14 protein-coding genes are annotated in these 15,606 nt (G+C 60.5%); all 14 read left to right on the plus strand.

Annotated elements, in window-relative coordinates; genetic code table 11:
• The coding region (locus tag ACHWRX_RS05845) for an acyltransferase family protein (protein ID WP_394658455.1) at positions 1-787 on the plus strand (787 nt) is incomplete at its 5' end.
• A gap of 124 nt (positions 788-911) precedes the next feature.
• Entirely contained in the window at positions 912-1,169 is a 258-nt protein-coding gene (locus ACHWRX_RS05850) for a hypothetical protein (RefSeq protein ID WP_394658456.1), read from the plus strand.
• A 255-nt stretch (positions 1,170-1,424) separates the two neighbouring features.
• Positions 1,425-2,837: a sensor histidine kinase gene (locus ACHWRX_RS05855; protein ID WP_394658457.1), complete on the plus strand. Its 1,413-nt coding sequence runs from the start codon at positions 1,425-1,427 to the stop codon at positions 2,835-2,837.
• Positions 2,834-3,430, plus strand: a complete 597-nt coding sequence (locus ACHWRX_RS05860; RefSeq protein WP_394658458.1) for a response regulator transcription factor — start codon at positions 2,834-2,836, stop codon at positions 3,428-3,430. The genes ACHWRX_RS05855 and ACHWRX_RS05860 overlap by 4 nt, the downstream gene beginning before the upstream one ends.
• A 366-nt stretch (positions 3,431-3,796) precedes the next feature.
• Positions 3,797-4,603 carry a hypothetical protein gene (locus tag ACHWRX_RS05865; protein WP_394658459.1) on the plus strand — a complete coding sequence of 269 codons (807 nt, stop codon included), beginning with the start codon at positions 3,797-3,799 and terminating at the stop codon, positions 4,601-4,603.
• Between the two features lie 946 nt (positions 4,604-5,549).
• The gene (locus ACHWRX_RS05870; RefSeq protein WP_394658460.1) at positions 5,550-6,014 is read left to right on the plus strand and encodes a hypothetical protein; all 465 of its coding nucleotides are present in this window, start codon (positions 5,550-5,552) and stop codon (positions 6,012-6,014) included.
• A gap of 359 nt (positions 6,015-6,373) precedes the next feature.
• Entirely contained in the window at positions 6,374-6,556 is a 183-nt protein-coding gene (locus ACHWRX_RS05875) for a hypothetical protein (RefSeq protein ID WP_394658461.1), read from the plus strand.
• Positions 6,557-7,232: 676 nt separating this feature from the next.
• The gene (locus tag ACHWRX_RS05880) at positions 7,233-8,660 is read left to right on the plus strand and encodes an oligosaccharide flippase family protein (RefSeq protein WP_394658462.1); all 1,428 of its coding nucleotides are present in this window, start codon (positions 7,233-7,235) and stop codon (positions 8,658-8,660) included.
• Between the two features lie 28 nt (positions 8,661-8,688).
• Entirely contained in the window at positions 8,689-9,579 is an 891-nt protein-coding gene (locus ACHWRX_RS05885; protein WP_394658463.1) for an ATP-grasp fold amidoligase family protein, read from the plus strand.
• Between the two features lie 330 nt (positions 9,580-9,909).
• A complete protein-coding gene (locus ACHWRX_RS05890; RefSeq protein WP_058735086.1) occupies positions 9,910-10,491 on the plus strand; it encodes an ANTAR domain-containing response regulator in 582 nt (193 codons plus the stop codon).
• Complete coding sequence (locus ACHWRX_RS05895; protein WP_288418325.1) at positions 10,488-11,702, plus strand: ABC transporter substrate-binding protein; 1,215 nt, start codon at positions 10,488-10,490, stop codon at positions 11,700-11,702. The genes ACHWRX_RS05890 and ACHWRX_RS05895 overlap by 4 nt, the downstream gene beginning before the upstream one ends.
• Positions 11,703-11,916: 214 nt before the next feature.
• The gene (locus tag ACHWRX_RS05900) at positions 11,917-13,161 is read left to right on the plus strand and encodes a nitrate/nitrite transporter (RefSeq protein WP_394658464.1); all 1,245 of its coding nucleotides are present in this window, start codon (positions 11,917-11,919) and stop codon (positions 13,159-13,161) included.
• Positions 13,162-13,246: 85 nt separating this feature from the next.
• Positions 13,247-14,455 carry a hypothetical protein gene (locus tag ACHWRX_RS05905; protein ID WP_394658465.1) on the plus strand — a complete coding sequence of 403 codons (1,209 nt, stop codon included), beginning with the start codon at positions 13,247-13,249 and terminating at the stop codon, positions 14,453-14,455.
• A gap of 199 nt (positions 14,456-14,654) precedes the next feature.
• On the plus strand, positions 14,655-15,606 hold a 952-nt coding region (locus ACHWRX_RS05910), incomplete at its 3' end, for an NAD(P)/FAD-dependent oxidoreductase (protein ID WP_394658466.1).

A 15,606-nucleotide genomic window follows, 5' to 3' on the forward strand; every position in this document is an offset into this window, starting at 1 on the left:
CCTCATGCTCTACAGCGTCCTGGGTTTCGGCGCGCATCACCTGGATAGGCGTCATGGCGTTTTTACCCGACTTGATCATCTGATCGATCGCGGCTCTGGCTGGCAGATGCGCCTACTCGTCATTGTCGCTAGCCTGACGGCTCTGTTGATGACGGTAACAAGCCACGCGGTCGCGCGGTTCGCACCCCCCGATTGGGTGCTGTCAGCGATGCAATGGCGGCTTATCGTCGGTTATGCGCCATTGTTTCTACTCGGCTTTGCCATGTCTCGCTCAGCCTCACTGCTTTCGGAGATCACTGGCAGCACCCGTTTGCCGAGTGCAGTGCTGGTGATGATTGGAACTGCGTACGTGCTCTGGTATCTTCTTATATCTCAGCTAACTGTAATCGTCGATCCGGCGGCGATAGAGATCCCCCTGACGAACTTTGGCGCAGCGTTCTGTCCCCCGGCTGCGGCCGCACTGATCATCCGCTCATCCCTGTCTATCAGGCAGGTTCCCCCCATCGTGAACAACGTATCCGATGCCTCGTTCACGATGTACGTCCTGCACCTGCCATTTATATACGCTGCACGGGCGGCGTTAGGTCTGGTTGCATGGGGCCCCTGGGCGGAGTTTTGGGTAGCCATCACCGTGAGCGGTTGCGCGTCCTATGCCTTTCACCGAAAAGTTGTGCGACGTTCGGCGCTAGCCTCTCTGCTGCTGAACGGCCGCTATCGGGTTAAGAGCACTCTCGCCGGCAGATTTACGATCGCCAACCGGACCGCTTGTCGTGAAATGGCAAATTAAGGCGCGCCGATGAGCTCTGACCATCAGCGCTCTCGCACCTCCCCCCTTGAGTGTTTTTGGGGGATCGGCATCTCCGGGCTTTACCCGGATATACTCGTAGGCCTGGCGCCCTCAGCATTATGCCATGCTGCCACTCACGTATTTCTATGTCGTCGATAATGGCACCCAGCGACCACTGATAACTTTCTCGTCGGAGCATTGCCGCAGGGATGCGGAGTTGAGCGCCTTCAAAATGGATTTGCTTATCGAGTACGATCTGGGGGGGCCGCGGTTCGTTCTTAGGACCAGCGACACCGCCCCCTTGCCGGTAGAGGCCATCCAGCACATGCTTTCTACGATGAAGGCGCTTGAAGAGGACCGTCCGCAACTACATGGTGAATAAAAACGGGTACCGCCGAAGGCTTGAAAGCGCCAATGCGGGATTATGGTTGCGCCTACCTTCCCGCCCCCAATGATACCACGGTCAACAAGCACTTATCGTCCATGGCACAGGCTAGTTGCTTTGCTCGTGCTCTACGGGCTTGGCTTTGCTTGCCTGCATCGGGCAGCGCGTCCATGGTCTGGGGCAGCGTTCTTCTCGCTGTGGTACCCTGCGGCAGGCCTGCGCTTTGCCGTCCTATGGCGCTGCGGACCGCGCATGACGCCGTGGCTGATGGTGACCGAGCTCGCCGCAGACCTTGCTACCGGGACACTACCATTAAGCGACCTTACTCTTCTGGGCGATGCGCTGGGCGTATGCCGTCCGGCGCTGGGCTGCGGCATTGCCGTTGCCGGTGCTCAGTGGATAGCGCGGCGTGCCTCTGGCCCCCTCACGCTGCCGCCGATGCCCTTTGGCATGGCTGCCGTTGCCGGACCGGCACTCAATGCACTGCTGGTCCTGCCGATGGAAGTATTGCTGCCAAGATCGGCACTGCCTCATAACATCATGGCCGACATCGTCATCTCGCTCACGGGCCTTGCCGTAGGCGATCTACTCGGAGTGCTAGTGCTTGCACCAGCGCTGCTCTGGGTGGCCGACGCCATCAGCCAACCCAGCATGCCGCGACGGGCGAGCCTCGCTGTGCGCGCGCTGTTCGAGGATCTGTTGGTCATGGCCGCCTGTCTACTGCTCACCCATCTCCTTTGGCGAGCTGGCCTTGGCGTACAGCCAATGCCAATGCTGCTTGCTGGTGCCTGGATCGGCTTGCGTCGTGGACGCACATCGGCGTGGTTTGCCATTCTTATCGAGATGCTGCTGTTCCTGCCATACTCGGCCGGCAATCTCACGGACGATGCCCGGCTTGAATTGCACTTGGGGATTGCTGCTGTTGTCCTTGTCACCTGGCTGGCAGGTAGTTTCGCAGATGCGCAAGCTACGGCCAAAAAGCAGCTGGAGCGGCGTAACCGAATGCTGTTCCAGGCCGAACGCTTGAAGACCTTGCGTGGCATGTCGGTCGCGGTGATTCACGAGATCAGCCAGCCACTCTCCACCCTCGCCATCGAAGCCGCCCACCTGCGCGATGTCACCAGCGGCCTTGGGCCCGACATCGTCCAGAGTGTTGAACTGGTTGATCGCAAAGCACAGATCCTAGCCGAACTGGTGCGAACGCTACGCCGCTTTGGAGGCCGCGACAGGGCAGAGACTACGATCTTATCGGTCGGGGTTCTAATGGAAGCCGCTCGCCAAATCGTGGCACCTGAGCTGCGCGCCCAAAATTGCCATCTTGAGCTCATCGACCCTTCTCCTGACCTTATGGTTGAGGCGCAGGAGATCGAATTGACGCAGGCCTTGGTCAATCTGTTGCGCAACGCCATCGCCGCCTCCCCGCATAAGAGCGTTAGGCTTCGCGCCAAACGCTCTGGCAATTGCGTGGAAATCAACGTCACGAACGTCCTGGATGAAATCAGGCTTGCCGGTGATATGGGCATGAGCACGCATAGCGGAATGGGGATCGGCCTCATCATTGTGCGCACCATCGTCGAAGCGCATGGCGGCACGCTGATCCGCGACGATATGGGCGATCTCGCCCGTTTCGTTATATCCCTGCCTCTTGCCGGACCGCTGCCATGACTCAATCGTCCCCTATCGCAACCGTCGCCGTGTTGGACGATGACGCGGATCTTGCACAGAGCATCGCGCGACTACTGATCCGGCACGGACACCACACGGCTGCCTTCTGTGCGCCCGAACTCCTGCTTGCCGCCCACACGGCCTCGCCGTTCGCCTGCATCGTCAGCGATATCCAGATGGGCGAGATCGACGGCTTCTCCTTTGCAGAAGATCTTCGCCGGCATGACCCCGGGGTTGCGTTCGTCTTTATGACGGCGTGGCCGACGACCGCCCATGCCGTAGATGCCGTGCGACGGCATGGCGGTCTCGACTATCTGGAAAAGCCGATCGCCGAACCACGACTGGTGGCGGCTGTGCTGGAGGGATTGGCATGGTCAATGCGCGAGCGGCGCATCCATGCGGTAATCGCCAGCTTCACCCGGCGAGAGCGGGAAGTGTACGAATTGCTCGTGCTCGGCCACTCGAACAAGGAGATCGCCGATCGTCTTGCCATCTCGATCCGCACAGTTGAGGATCATCGCGCTGCGATCGTTACCAAGACGCGCACCAATGGCCTAGCCCAACTTGTAGCGCTCAGCCGAGGTGAAGCTTGAACCCAAAGCAGCGATACCTGGGATCCTCCAGTGTTTTAACTTTTTGGAACACCGGGAAATACCCGGATCGACCCCGCGACCATCCATGGACACTTAACTATAGGCAGATCGTGGAAGGAGGCTAAGCACCAAGAGCGGGACAGACGGCGCGATGGAGGCAGCGGTGCCCATCGGCCTCAAAGAGCAAGCGCCCCTCGACGCACTGCGGTAGCTAACGCAACCCGAAGATCGCGGAGCCATTAGCCCGCGACCACACCTTGGCCGGCGAGCGTCAAACTCTCTCGGTGGCCACTTTCGTCCGATCATCCGCATGGTTTTTCAGCAAGCCGTGCTCATCTCTTTGCGCTTTTCCAGCAGGATCCTACTATGACCTGGTTTCTTGCCCGACACCGTCGTCGCTTCCTCAATGCCGGCATGGAAGATACCGTGCGCTGGTGTGCAGGTCCCGATAAGACGGTGATCGGGAACCATCGCACCGACCAGTACTGGATAAGAACATTCGCACCTTCAGCAGCGCCAGTCAGCGCTGGGATCGCCCGCCTGTTCCTGGAAACCTTGAAGCTTGCCGGCGGGTGGGATTACGAAGCTGTCGCCAACCTGATCAACAATTTGCGGGCGACCACCGCGTTCCTTCCCGGTCGCGATATTCCGTCACTAGGGCATGCCCTGCGCCGCTTACAGGATCGCGAAATAGTCTGTATGACCGCTGCCAGCAAACTGGCCCAGCTCGTGTTTCCTGCCGCTGAGGTGCATATCCGGCAGGAGCTATCTTGGCAGGCAATTCTCTCGCGCCAGCAGCACCCGCTGAGCGGCATGGCCCTGCAAAATGCCCAAGACTGGTATGCGAGTGCACAAGACTATGTCTCCTACCATGCGGAATGCCGCCGCATCCTGGCCGGTGAAATGACCCGAGCTGACTTCATCGAGGCCGCCGAAGTAGTGACCAGCCTACTGCGGACCGTGCCCGGCCCGCTTTCCGATCCTGCCATTCCTGACGCGTTCTTCCAGCGCTATTTACTCGACAAAATGCTGTTCCATGAAGGATGCCACATAAAATTCGGTCGTATTGCAAACTGCGACGAGAGCATTCCGGTGAACGATCAAATCCGCCCCGGCCTCTACCAATGCTTGCGCAGCTATATAAGGCTCGGGGCAAGTGAGGCGATGGCGTGACCCACGCTAGGTCACCCGGTGCCATGAACGATGCCCGAGACCCGAGAGTAAACAAAGCCAAGCAAACCGTGATCACGAAGCTTATGTGCATGATCAATCGGCACCGCCCCACACGCAGCGCAATCCGATGGGAAGGCACCTGCTATATCGCATCTTGCAAGCGCTGCGGTAAAAAGATCGTGCGATACAAGGGTCGCCCTTGGCGCAAGCGATAGCGCCACAGCAGAAAGGAGAGCGCCCGGGAGGCGGCAAGCGAGACACCGCCCTGCCCTCCCCATCGCGCCAGCGAGACGCGTGCTGCTATCGCGCCTGAGCTTGTGACAGTTGGGGAACAGGTGCCCAAAGGCTAAGTGCGTCGTCTACGACAGAGCGGCGCGCAATCCCTGTTGCGAAAAGCCGGCGGAAGCGGATTGCTCCCGCCGGTTGAGGAAAAGGCCCTTCACGTTGTGAAGGATCCTCGGGTCGCCTCGTGGCCAGGGTGCTTCCCCGGAAAACTCGCGTACGAGATCGGCGATGTGAGATGCCGGGTCCATCCGGGAAATACCCGGATGTGCATGAGATCGCACCTGACATTCTCAACATCGAGACAAGGTGAGGCAATCCTCCCCACCCGGCGCTAACGCGATTTCCCATAAAGGGGGGCATGCACTCGCGCGCGATTGGAAGACGCAATAACCTTTTATCTACCGGAGTTTACCCGGATAGAACGCCTGAATCAGGCTAGGTACATGAGACGCTGCAAAAGCAGCCAGGTCACGAAACCGGCCTTGTCAGCTTTAAATTTGCCATTGGCTCTTGGATGCATCAGGGTCGTATGGAAGAGATCATGGTCGATATTTCGAACTTGCGGTGCTCAAAACGACTGTCGTGCTATCCTAAGTCCTGGGACGCATGGCCGCGTCGGGGGTGGCACGGCGTCAACATAGACTCTTGGGCGAGCCTATACATGCCAGCCAAGCTCTCGTCCGATTTGCTTTTCTTTAAGCACTTGGGAGAGAGGACAGATCACCACATCGATTTCAGCGGGGTCATCCGCCGCATGCAACGCGAGGCTGTCGCAGATCTGATCCGAAACCAGCACCTTTTGCCGTGGACAAAAAAGAACGTAGCTGAGCATTTCTTCGTCGAGCGACGGGGTCAGAGCGAGCTGATGCTCACGGACCGGGAACACCCCATTCCCGTCTCACAGATCAAATCCATGGTGCTTATGGCGATCGAAGCTGGAAACTTTGAACTTGCCCGCAAGCGTTTAGTCTTTTGCTGGCTCGTGCCGACGGTGCTCTGCACGAAAAAAAACGCACACCTCTCTGCCAAGCCGTTGCAAAGATCTATCGCTCCCGTACTTGCGCTACGCCATAGAAGTCGATGGCATTCCCGTCGAGCTTGTGCGTATCGATGGCACCGCCATTGATCCGACTTCTTATTCGACCCAGGATCTGCTGGAAGACATGAAAGCGATCCCGGCCCGGGGCGCCTTGATCGAAACGCCTTTAAGGGCTGACATTGCCACGAGAATGTTGCGAAGGCGTCTATACCACGATTAAGACAAGCAAAATCAACGCTAGCCTTGATCCACCACCTGCGTGTAACTGCGGCACTACGCTCTGACGCTAATTTAGTAAGCGTCATACGAAGGCCATGGGATACAAGAGCTGCGGGTCTGGCCCCGACCAAAAGACGATTTCGAATGGCTCGACTGGTCGGTCTAAAAGTGGGCGGCCTACTTGAAAGCCGCAGATCGTTTGATGCCGCAGGTTAATTTTTGTAGGCATGACGCTGCTCTTTACGGCGAAACTCGACTTCATGCCGCGGATTGCCGAATATTTTGCAAAGGATGCTGGCGGATATTTCCGCTACTATCACCTAGTTGCGACCGCCGGACCTCAGCTCGTGCGGATCAAAACGATTGTCACGTGGACGCTTGGTGAAGAGCTCGGCAGCCGGAATTCGTAGGATCTCGGACTCACCATTTATGCGAGCGCGCTTGCCTATCGCCTAACACTACGCAGACACGTGCTAGGCCCAATTACTTGCAGGTCGCGCCGGTGCGGTTCAGCGGGTCGAACCGTCTATGGAAATTGGGAGGAGGATCGTGGTAATTCACCAACAATCGCTGGAGAACACGCGCTAATTTACGGCTATATTTACGGCTTCTCATATCGCAGGCGAAGATATCCTGTTATATCAAACGAAATTGCATTCCTGCGTCTCCGCCAGCGGCGCTTTCAGACTATCATTTCGGGTTCGGGAGCGCCGCCCAAGCCACGGTGGTACCAGCAATTATCCTCCACGACGCACCATCGGCGGTGTCATCCTAACGCGTGGCAAATCCGCCAATGCTGCCGGGATGTCAGTCTGGATTGGTTGAGACCCACGGCCCGTTGGCCTCGGCTTGCCTCGATCACATCGTCCGGGATGATCAGCTTTCTGCTAGGCGCGCTAGATTGCCCTGATGGCGAGCATCACAGCCGCCTCGGCACCGTTCTGCCGAATAGCGCCATTATCGACGCGGCCTTGCTTGTCTTTTGCTGACCGTCGAACGAAACGCTGAGGCCGTTATCGGCGCATGCCTCTCCCTCATGTGCGATAATCTACCGTCGCATGGGGCTGAGGGATAAATGAAAGAGGAATGATGATCCGGGCGTTAACATCTAGCGCGATTTCGGGTGTTTCTCGCACGATATTACAATTCCTGACGATCCTTTACCTGACTACGTTTCTGAATTCGGCTGATTATGGCCTCTATGCCTTTACCTTGCCCTTCACGATCCTGACGACAATTCTATTTGACGCAGGGTTTGGGCCGTTGGTGGTGCGCCCCAAGACCATCGAGCCCTCAATGATTTCATCGCTACACCGCTTGGCGATCATCGTCGGGCTGTGCTCATGCATGGTTCTCTTTGCCGGATCGTTCGCTGCCGAGCGGTTCGTTGCCGACCCCCGCTTCCCCGGAGCGCTTCGCCTGATGGCGGTGGTCCCGTTTCTCGGACTGACGGGAGCGGTGCCACGCGCTGTGCTGGAACGCCATCTCGACTATGGGATGATCGCGAAGATCGAGATCGGAGCCTTATCGGTCGCAAGCGCGGTATCGATTGGGGCTGCACTCCTCGGGGCAGGAATATGGTCGCTTTTCGCCTTGTCGATCATCCAGGCCTTGCTGCGTTGCGCTCTTTTCAACGCCATAGCAAAAGTCTCATTTCGCGGACGAAATATCCACCTCGCGCAAATATACGCTGACGGAAAATGGATTACGCTGCAAAACCTGCAAGTCTATTGCAACCGCAACTTGGACAACATCCTGGTAGGCGCGTATCTGGGCAGTTCGGTTCTGGGAGCTTATGCCCTAGCCTATCAGATCATTCTGGTGCCGTTGCAGGCCGCCGCCTGGCCTTTCGGCGCGGTCCTGCTTTCTATCTTGCGAAGGTTGCACAGGCCCGAGGAACAGATCAACGCCTTGAACGGCACCATGCTTTTGACGCTGTGGGTCATAGTGCCAACGGTGAGCCTGGCCGCCGCCATCGTGCCAGAAGTGACGGCGCTGTTCCTCAGCCGCAGTTGGCGCTCCCTGCCGTTTCTTGTCCAGGCCTTGAGCGTGTCTTGCATCGCGCAAGTCCTGGGATCGTTTTGCGGAACGATCTTGATAAGCCAGAACCAGCTCCGCCTTAATTTCTACATCGGACTGGTGAATACGATCATTCTTTCCGCGATATTCCTGATCTCAACGATTTTCTTTGATATCGAAGTCATGGTGTCGATCTATGCTGTTTATAGCATCGTATTTGGCATAGCGCTTCTATGGCTTGGCTATCAAAAGCTTGGCGAACGCTCTTTGAAGTTTGCCACCGCCCTCGCGCCTCCAATGGTTGTCGGAGCGGCCATTGCGCTGTCCGCGCTGGTTCTCAACGCCGCGCTGGCAGATGCGTCAGCCACGAGCCGACTAGTTGCCAAGTTCGCGGCTTTTCTCTCGATCGCCTCGGTCGGCTTTCTCTTCCAGTGGACTGACCTTCGGGCTCTTTTTGCATCCTTCAAAGGGGAAGCCAGTGTATCCTATCGCTAGTGCGCTTCTCAGGAGAGCCAGTCGGCTAGTGGGTCTTGCCAGCCCTGCGGTGGGACCGCAGGGGGCGGTCGACGCGCTGTTTACAGTGGGCGATTTCATCGCCGAGCGGGGGCGACTGCCACGAAATCCTTCTAATCCCGAATCGGGTGTGATGGACTACTTCTTTTGGCGCAAACATCAGCGGTGGGACGATCTACATCATCGGTGTTGCGACAAGGGGCTGGCCAAAGACATCGCCCGCTCGTTGGACCCAAGGGTCTTGGCTCCTGAAACGCTGGAGACCATCCAAGTCGCCGAGGTTAAAGATGCCAGCGCATTGCTTTCACGCATTGGCCCATATCTGGGCAAGAGCCTGGTGATGAAACCTGCCCACTCCAATGGCGGCATCTATTTTCTGAATGGAGACCAGCCTGATCTAGAGCGATACCTTGATCACGCTCGCAAGGACTTCTTCCCGATCGCCCGGGAGCGGCAGTACCATGGCTTGGTTCCTAACCTGATCATTGAGCAGATGTTGGTATCCGGCAACGATACCGTTCCTGAGGACTACAAGTTCCTTTGCATCGGCGGCGAACCGGTGATTTGCCAGATCGATTACGATCGCTTTAGAGGCCACAAGCGTCAATTGTATTCGGCGGTAGATTGGGAGCCGCTGGACGTGGTGTATACTTACCCCAGAGGAACGCGGAGTTTCCCTAAACCCTCCCTGCACAGTAAGATGATAGAGATTTGCCGAAATCTATCGGCCCCATTCGACGTCGTCCGCATAGACTTATACATCCTGGAGGATGCCGTCTATTTCGGCGAGTTTACCTTTACGCCGGATGCCGGGCTGAAGTCATTCTCGGACGAAGATTTTGATCGACGTTTGGGTGCGCTGCTGCGTGCCGCGCGTTCGGAAAGCCGCAATGCAGGGTGATGGGTAGATAGCGCGATCTTGCGCCAGCCATGAGCCGGCGGCATACCTACTCTTACTTGCGTCTCACTCAGCCGGAAGCGGGTGCGAAGCGACTTCGCCAGCAGCTAAGGTATGAGCCGCCCCGCTCCCCACGGTACCTTCAAGCGCGCAGCGCTCTTACGCGAACATTCGGACAAGCCCGCCTTTTCGACGATGTTCGCGCTGACATTTAAAGGATCACCCGGCCAACGATCCCGCCTTATCCTGGCCATTTGGGCCTAACCCTGCCCAGGCATCCCGTATTGACGCAGTGCAGCATTCTTCTGCTATAGCGTGGGTGAAGGGGCACCGATGCGGATTGTCATTATCGATGATAGCGGTCTGCGGGCGACGGTCCTGGATGAGGGCCTGCGCGAGGCGGGGTACGATGACATTCATATTGTCCCCCCGCACGGCGCCTTCGTCGCGCGGCTGGAGCGGATGGCGCCCGATGTCGTGCTGATGGACCTGGGCAGTCCCAGTCGCGATACGCTGGAGGAAATGCTGAGCGTCAGCCGTGCCCTTGCGCGGCCGATCGCGATGTTCGTGGACCAGTCCGACGAGGCGATGATCGGCGCGGCGATCGATGCGGGGGTTTCCGCCTACGTCGTGGATGGCTTGCGCAAGGAGCGGGTAAAGCCGGTGCTGGAACTGGCGGTGCGACGCTTCAACGCCTTTGCCCGCATCCAGGCCGAATTGGACGAGGCGCGCACCGCCCTGTCGGATCGCAAGGTGATTGATCGCGCCAAGTCCATCCTGATGAACCAGCGCAGCTTGTCCGAGCAGGAGGCCTACGCCCTGCTTCGCAGCAGCGCGATGAACCAGGGCAAGAAAATCGTCGACGTGGCGCAGGCGCTGATCACCGCCAGTGACCTGCTGGGAGGGGGACTATGACGACGCACCTCAAGATCGCCTTCCTGGCGCTTAACGATGCCGCGGTGCTGGTGGCCGCGCACGAGTGCGGGTTCGCCGAAGCGGAAGGCCTGTCGCTGGAGTTGATCCGCACCACCAGTTGGGCGACATTGCGCGACCGGCTGGTGTTCGGCCAGGTCCATGCGGCGCAGATGCTGGCCCCGCTGGCTCTGGCGGTGACGTTGGGATTGAGCCAGCAGCCCGCTGCTCTGGCCGCGCCTTACAAGCTGGGCGTGAACGGTAACATGCTGGTCATGGCGACGGACTTCGCCAAGGCGCTGGAACAGGATCTGCCGGCCCGCCTGGCCGATCCGCTGGGCACCGCGCACGATTTTGCCGCCGCGATCGGGCTGTGGCGGCGCAAGCCGGTGATCGGCGTGGTCCACCGCTTTTCCAGCCATGCGCTGATGCTGCGCTATTGGCTGGCGAGCGCTGGCATCGATCCCGATCGGGACGTGGTGCTGCGCGTATTGCCGCCCTCGTTAACGGTGGAGGCGCTGGGCGCGGGGGAGATCGACGGGTTCATCGCCGGCGAACCCTGGGGCAGCGCGGCTGTGGAGGCAGGGCTGGCCGAAGCCGTTGCCATCGGTGAGCGCATCTGGCGGCGCGGCGTGGAAAAGGTCCTGGCCTTTCGCGAGGTCTGGCTGGAGGAAAACCCCGACACTACGGATCGCCTGTTGCGCGCCCTGGCGAAGGCTGCGGCCTGGTGTGACGATCCGGAAAACCATGCCGCACTGGCCGATCTGCTGGCCGATCCGCGCTATGTCGATCAACCCGCAGACCTGATCCGCCGCGCGCTGAGCGGACAGATCGTGGCGCGGCCTGGCGAACCTGCGATCGCCAATCCGGACTTCGTGCTGTTCAGCCGTGAGGCCACGCCGTTCCCATGGCGCAGCCAGGCGCTGTGGATCTATTCGCAGCTGGTTCGCTGGGGCATGGTCGAGCGCGACGACAGCCTCGCCGCCAAGGCGGGATCGGTCTTCAGGCCAGACATCTATCGCCGCGCGCTGGCGGATAGCGACGTGCCGATGCCCGGCGCGAGCATGAAGGTGGAAGGCGCGGTGACGACGCCGCTGTCTGTGGGTTCACGCCAGCGCGAATTGACGCTGGGCCCGGATCGCTTCTTCGACGGGCGAGTCTTCGATCCCGAGCGGATCGACGACTACTTGGCCGATTTTGCACCGCAGCGTTGAGTCGGCGCGAAATTTTGTGCCTTGCAGCATGACGCGAATCGCGAGATAACGATGGCAGCCGCGCGATGAAGCGCGCTGAACTTGGATGCGCCGTCCCAATGGCGGGGCCGTTCATCCTCCACTGATCGCAGCAAAGCCGCTGACCGGACACGCTATAGAGCGCCGTCCGGGCTGCGGCTTTTTTCGTGTCCATCGTCTTTTTGGGGGACGTTTCATGGCAACTGCTTATTGGGATCGGGACGCGCAGGCCGAGAAGGCCGCGCCGACCAACAGCTTCTGGAAGGTCGGCCACACGCCGACCCTGATCGCGGCGTTTCTATACTTCGACCTGGCCTTCATGGTCTGGGTCCTGTTGGGGCCGCTGGCGCCCGCGATCTCGGCCGCATTGGCACTGACCCCGGCACAGAAGGGCCTGATGGTGGCGACACCGACGCTGGCCGGCGCGTTTCTGCGTGTCGTCAACGGGCTGTTGGTGGATCGGATCGGCCCCAAGCTATCGGGCGCGATCAGCCAAGTCATCGTGATCGTGGGTCTGTTCGTGGCCTGGAGCATGGGCGTCAGCAGCTTTGCCGGTACGCTGGCGCTGGGCGTGATCCTGGGCTTTGCGGGTGCGAGCTTTGCGATTGCCCTGCCGCTGGCCAGCCGGTGGTATCCGCCCGAGCATCAAGGCAAGGCGATGGGCCTGGCCGGGATGGGCAATTCGGGCACCGTGCTCGCCTCGCTGTTCGCGCCGGTTCTGGCCAAGCTGTTCGGCTGGAACGCGGTGCTGGGCCTGGCCTGCATCCCGCTCAGCATCGTCTTCGTCGCCTACATGATCATGGCCAAGGACGCGCCGAACGCCCCAGCCCCCAAGCGCATGGTCGATTACTTCCAGCCACTGAGGCAGGCCGATGCCTGGTGGCTGATGGCGTTCTACGCCGTGACGTTCGGCGGCTTCGTGGGGCTGGCGGCCAGCTTGCCGATCTACTTCACCGACCAGTTCGGCCTGACGCCGATCACGGCGGGATACTGCACCGCCGCCTGCGTTTTCGCCGGATCGCTGGTGCGGCCGATGGGCGGTGCGCTGGCGGACAAGATCGGCGGGTCCAGCGCATTGATGGTGGTCTATGCCGTGGCGGCAGCGGCCTTGGCCGGGGTCGGCTTTGCCACCACCCTGCCCGCGGCGCTGGGTCTGTTCGTGCTGGCGATGCTGGCGCTGGGCGTCGGCAACGGCTCGGTCTTTCAGCTGGTGCCGCAGCGCTTCCAGGCGGAGATAGGGGTGATGACCGGCCTGGTCGGCATGGCGGGCGGTATCGGCGGGTTTTACCTCGCCAGCTCGCTCGGCTTTGCCAAGCAGTTGACCGGCAGCTTCGCCCCCGGCTTCCTCATCTTCGCCGCGCTGGCCGTCGCCGCCCTGCTGGGGCTTGGCATGGTGCGCGGCAAGTGGCGCACCCGCTGGAGCACCGACGCACGCATCTGAGCTGACGTAACGAAAGCGGCGGGATACAGGGACCGCCGCTTTCCAGTCTTGAACGCCTGTTCGTCCTGAGGGGGGCGTTTCCATCATGAAGATACTGATCGTTCCGGCGGCCGCCCTGGCCGTCGCCGGGCCCGCTTGTGCCCAGCAGATCGCGTTGAAGCCCATTGCCGAAGCGCGCCTGCGGTATGAACATGCCGAGCAGGACGGGCTACCGATCGACACCAGCGACGCCGTGACCGCCCGCATCCGCGCCGGGGTGAGCGCCAGCAGCGGCGCGATCTCCGCCACCGTGGTGGGACAAGGCAATCTGGCGATCGTGGGCAAATACTATGACGGCCTCAACGGCCCCGCCAACCGCCCGCTGATAGCCGATCCGCAGAATATCGCGCTTTATCTCGCGCAGGTGCAATACAAGTCCAGGGCGCTGACCCTGACCGGAGGCCGCCAGAAGATCGCGCTGGATGATGAGCGCTTCGTCGGCAATGTCGCCTTTCGCGATAACGCCCAGACGTTTGACGCGGTGCGCGCCGAGCTGACTCCGCTGAAAGGGTTGAAGCTGGATGTCGCCTACGCATGGAGCGTGCGGACCATTTGGGGTTTCGAAGGGCGCGGCGTGCGCCAGCAGGCAGTCAGCGGCGACAACGTGTTCGCCAACGTGTCCTACGTTACGCCCGTGGGCACGTTGACCGGCTTTGCCTATCTGGTCGATCAGGACGAGGCGGCGGCGCAAGGCTTTCGCCTGTCCAGTCAGACTTACGGCCTGCGCCTGGCGGGCACGCAGCCACTGTCAAAGGCGGTGAAGCTGTCCTACCAGCTGAGCCACGCCCGCCAGTCCGACTATCACCGCAACCCCAACGATTACCGCGCCGACTATTGGCTGGCAGACGCGCTGCTGGACATTCGCGGCTGGAAGCTGAACGCCGGCTACGAAGTGCTGGGCGCGGACAGAGGCCGGGCGCTCACCAGCTTTCAGACGCCGCTGGGGACCAATTTCAAGTTCCAGGGCTGGGCCGACAAGCTGCTGACGACGCCTGCCAACGGCGTGCGCGATCTGTATTTCGGCGGGGGCTACGGCATGGCCAAGTGGGGTGCGCTTTCGGCGGTGACGCTACAGGCCACTTGGCATCGCTTCGACAGCGACCGGCTGAACCAGCGTTACGGCACGGAGTGGAACCTGCTGGCTTCGGCCAAAGTCCACAAGACCACGCTGTCCGTCCGCTACGCCGATTACAAGGCGAAGGCATTGGCCACGAACACCCGGAAAGTGTGGCTGCAGGCCGATTGGGCGCTTTGATATTTCATGCTTGAGCGATGGTGCGAATCACCATATGCTGCACTGCAAGAGGGCAGAGTTGTCCTTCCAACCATAGCCGATGCGGCCCACTGACGGGCCGCTGACGCGCAAATGATGGCAAGGCCGCCATTCAGACTTTCGGGCTCCACGCCCGAGGGTCCGGATGGCGGCCTTTTTTTTTGTTCCGAAAGGGCCGGGAATGGATTTTCAGCTGAGGGATGAGAGGCAGGCAGAGGGTCTGGAAGAGACCCCCGCCACCTTCGCGGACAGCAGGGAACACCTTGTTGTGGTAGGCAACGGCATGGCCGGCTGCCGCGCGGTGGAGGAACTGCTGGCCCGCGACGGCGGGCGTTATCGCGTCACCATTTTCGGTGCCGAACCGCACGTGAACTACAACCGGATCATGCTCTCCCCGGTGCTGGCGGGCGAGAAGACCTTTGACGAAATTGTCATCAACCCGCGCGCCTGGTATGACGACAACGCGATCGACCTGATCGTCTCCGATCCGGTCACCGCCATCGATCGCGTGAGCCAGACCGTCACCGCCCAAAGCGGGCGCAAAGTGCGCTATGACCGGCTGCTGATCGCCACCGGCTCCGATCCCTTCGTCATCCCCGTCCCCGGCAAGGACCTGCCCGGCGTCATCACCTTCCGCGACATGAAGGATGTCGACACCATGCTGGCGGTAGCCGGCGCGGGCGGCGATGCCGTGGTGATCGGCGGTGGCCTGCTGGGCCTGGAGGCGGCGCACGGCCTGACCCTGCGCGGCATGAAAGTTACCGTGATCCACCTGATGGACACGCTGATGGAGCGCCAGCTGGACGAGGCGGCGGGCTGGCTGCTCAAGTCCGCACTGGAAGCGCGCGGCCAGACGATCCTGACCGGCGCCAACACCGCCGAAATCTATGGCGACGGCAAAGTCGAAGGCGTTCGCCTGAAGGACGGTCGCGAAATCCCCGCCAGCCTGGTGGTCATGGCCGTCGGCATCCGCCCCGCCACGGCCTTGGCGCGCGAGGCCGGGCTGACGGTCAACCGGGGCATCGTGGTGGACGATCACATGGTCACCAGCGACCCGCGCGTGCTGGCTGTTGGCGAATGCGTGGAGCATGACGGCAACGTCTATGGCCTGGTCGCGCCTCTGTGGGACATGT

It is taken from the genome of uncultured Novosphingobium sp. (assembly GCF_964277725.1).
Taxonomy (GTDB): Bacteria; Pseudomonadota; Alphaproteobacteria; order Sphingomonadales; family Sphingomonadaceae; genus Novosphingobium; species Novosphingobium fluoreni.

Coding starts and splice junctions, on each gene's coding strand:
- ACHWRX_RS05905 (WP_394658465.1), top strand. CDS start 13,247: ATGAAGATACTGATCGTTCCGGCGGCCGCCCTGGCCGTCGCCGGGCCC.
- ACHWRX_RS05895 (WP_288418325.1), top strand. CDS start 10,488: ATGACGACGCACCTCAAGATCGCCTTCCTGGCGCTTAACGATGCCGCG.
- ACHWRX_RS05890 (WP_058735086.1), top strand. CDS start 9,910: ATGCGGATTGTCATTATCGATGATAGCGGTCTGCGGGCGACGGTCCTG.
- ACHWRX_RS05860 (WP_394658458.1), top strand. CDS start 2,834: ATGACTCAATCGTCCCCTATCGCAACCGTCGCCGTGTTGGACGATGAC.
- ACHWRX_RS05865 (WP_394658459.1), top strand. CDS start 3,797: ATGACCTGGTTTCTTGCCCGACACCGTCGTCGCTTCCTCAATGCCGGC.
- ACHWRX_RS05870 (WP_394658460.1), top strand. CDS start 5,550: ATGCCAGCCAAGCTCTCGTCCGATTTGCTTTTCTTTAAGCACTTGGGA.
- ACHWRX_RS05880 (WP_394658462.1), top strand. CDS start 7,233: ATGATGATCCGGGCGTTAACATCTAGCGCGATTTCGGGTGTTTCTCGC.
- ACHWRX_RS05855 (WP_394658457.1), top strand. CDS start 1,425: ATGACGCCGTGGCTGATGGTGACCGAGCTCGCCGCAGACCTTGCTACC.
- ACHWRX_RS05850 (WP_394658456.1), top strand. CDS start 912: ATGCTGCCACTCACGTATTTCTATGTCGTCGATAATGGCACCCAGCGA.
- ACHWRX_RS05900 (WP_394658464.1), top strand. CDS start 11,917: ATGGCAACTGCTTATTGGGATCGGGACGCGCAGGCCGAGAAGGCCGCG.
- ACHWRX_RS05875 (WP_394658461.1), top strand. CDS start 6,374: ATGACGCTGCTCTTTACGGCGAAACTCGACTTCATGCCGCGGATTGCC.